Source organism: Helicobacter vulpis (assembly GCF_003660395.1).
GTDB classification, from domain to species: Bacteria; Campylobacterota; Campylobacteria; order Campylobacterales; family Helicobacteraceae; genus Helicobacter; species Helicobacter vulpis.
In genome coordinates this window covers 1-2,358 of record NZ_QXQT01000049.1, presented here as the reverse complement: position 1 = coordinate 2,358, position 2,358 = coordinate 1, and the positions used below count along the sequence as shown (strand labels likewise).

Annotated in this window: 2 protein-coding genes; both read right to left on the bottom strand. The window is 47.8% G+C overall.

From position 1 onward, the window contains the following. Positions 1-135: 135 nt before the first annotated feature. On the bottom strand, positions 136-636 hold the full coding sequence (locus tag EAO38_RS08445; protein WP_121022859.1) for a chemotaxis protein CheW: 501 nt from the start codon (positions 634-636) through the stop codon (positions 136-138). 8 nt (positions 637-644) lie between these two features. Beyond that, a partial coding sequence (locus tag EAO38_RS08440) for a hybrid sensor histidine kinase/response regulator (RefSeq protein ID WP_205588389.1) occupies positions 645-2,358 on the bottom strand: 1,714 nt, incomplete at its 5' end.

Sequence of the window (2,358 nt, the reverse complement as noted above, 5' to 3'; positions counted from 1 at the left end):
GATAATCCCTGATAATCCCTGATAATCCCTGATAATCCCTGATAATCCCTGATAATCCCTGATAATCCCTGATAATCCCTGATAATCCCTGATAATCCCGGGTCCACCTCTTAGGACAGAACGCAACCTGTGTCATCAGAAATCTTTTTTCAAAATCTCTTCCACCTTTAAAATGGAGACGAGTTTATCCTCCCTCTTGCCGATCCCAAAAATGAGCTGGTTGTTATCCACCAATGTTTCTGGTACAGGATCGATGTCAGATTGTTTAATACGGATGGCTTCTGTGAGTCTATCAATATAAAAACCAGCGATTTGATCGTTATGGCGCACCACCAAGTAGCGCATGTCTTTATTGAGTTTCTCAGGGGGCAGACCAAATTTCAAGCGCAAGCTAATCAAGGGAAAGACATTGCCCCGCAAGTTAAACACCCCTAGTACATAATTAGGGGTCTCGGGCACACGAGTATAGCCGATGGGTTTGACAATCTCTAGGATATTGAGAATGGGGATGGCGTACTCCTCGCTCCCGATGATAAACCCGATGAATTGTAAGATCTCCTCAGTGTCCTCTGCCTTGATCTCGTCCTTATTCTTCTGTTTGTCAAAGATTTCCTTCAAAGCCACCGCGTCTTTCATGCTTCTCCTTAATTTTCTAGTTTGATACTGCGTTTGACCACATTTGCTAGGTATTCTGGGCTATAGGGCTTGGTGATATACTCGGTCATGCCACTCTCCACCCCGCGGATGCGATCGGTTTTGGTAACCCGTGAGGTTACCGCAATCAAGGGCAGGTTTTTAAACTTATTATACTTGCGCACTTCAGAGGCAAAGGCATAGCCATCCATCTTGGGCATTTCAATGTCTACCAGCACCGCATCGGGCACTTTGTCCGCATTTTTGACCATTTCTAAGCCCTCTAGGCCATTGGTGGCTTCGATCACAGTAACTCCCAAGGGTTTTAAAGATTTGCGCATCATGGCGCGATCGGTGTTGCTATCGTCAATGGCTAAGATCACATAATCGCTAGGCGCGTTCTTGGCGTTGGAGCTATGTGCTTGGTCGATGAGGTGATTCACATTCACCTTCACATTTTTAGCCATTTCCATCATTGTACCCACATCTACAATCAAAGTGATCTTGCCATCTCCGCGCACTGTAGCCCCAGCAATCCCCTTAGTACTTTTGAGATAATAACCCAAGGACTTGATGACCACCTCCTCCTGCCCGATCAAGTAATCCACAATCACCCCGATTTTTTGATCGGCTAGGCCGATGATGACCACATACACCTCTCTAGAGGCCTCTAGGATCGCATCCACTTTAAAGATGTCCGCCAAGCGCACTAAGGAGAGTACCTCATCGCGCAAGCGCAACACGCTTTTGCCATCCACGCTGTAAATTTCATCCTGACTGATGCGTACAGTCTCCAACACAGAAGAGAGCGGGATGGCATAGTATTCCTCCTGCACGCCCACCAACAAGGCCTGAATAATGGCTAGAGTCAAGGGGATTTTGAGCTTTTGGGTGGTTCTCACCCCCACTTCTGACTCGAGCTCGATGATCCCATTGAGTTTTTCAATATTGGTTTTGACCACATCCATCCCCACGCCCCGCCCTGAAACATTGCTCAAGGTTTTGGCCGTAGAAAAGCCGGGTTTAAAGATGATGTTAAGGGCTTCTTTGTCCGTCATCCCAGCGGCTTCTCTCTCGGTGATCACGCCCTTTTCAATGGCTTTTTCTTTGAGCTTCTCTGGATCCAGCCCAGCCCCATCATCTGTAATCTTAATCACGATGTGGTTGCCCTCATTATAGGCGCTCAACTCCACGCGCCCGGTTTCGGGCTTGCCCAACATCTTACGATCCTCAGGCTTTTCAATGCCATGATCACAGGAGTTGCGGATGATGTGAATCAAGGGATCGCCAATCTCTTCGACAATGGATTTATCTAATTCGGTCTCTTCCCCATCAATGACAAGGTCGATGCTCTTGCCCAATTCGCGACTCAAATCGCGCACCATGCGCGGGAATTTGTTAAACACCTTGCCAATGGGCTGCATGCGCGTTTTCATCACGGCGAGCTGTAAATCCGTAGTTACGGCGGAAATAGAGGACACCACCTGATTGAGCTCTTCTAAGAATTTTTCTCCATCATAGCGCTCTTCCACATCGCCATAAATGCGAATCAAGCGGTTTTTGCCCAACACCAATTCCCCAATGAGATTCATCAAGTGATCCAAACGGCGCACATCCACGCGCACGGTTTGCTCTACTCCTAAAGCGACAGATTTGTCCTGATCTTTCTTCGTTCCCTTGGGGGTAGCTTGGGGGGTGGGTTTGGCTGAACTGGGTTTTTGAGGG

What these genes read in the sequence shown, in the direction of transcription:
- EAO38_RS08445 (WP_121022859.1), bottom strand. Translation starts at nt 636, where the DNA reads ATGAAAGACGCGGTGGCTTTGAAGGAAATCTTTGACAAACAGAAGAAT.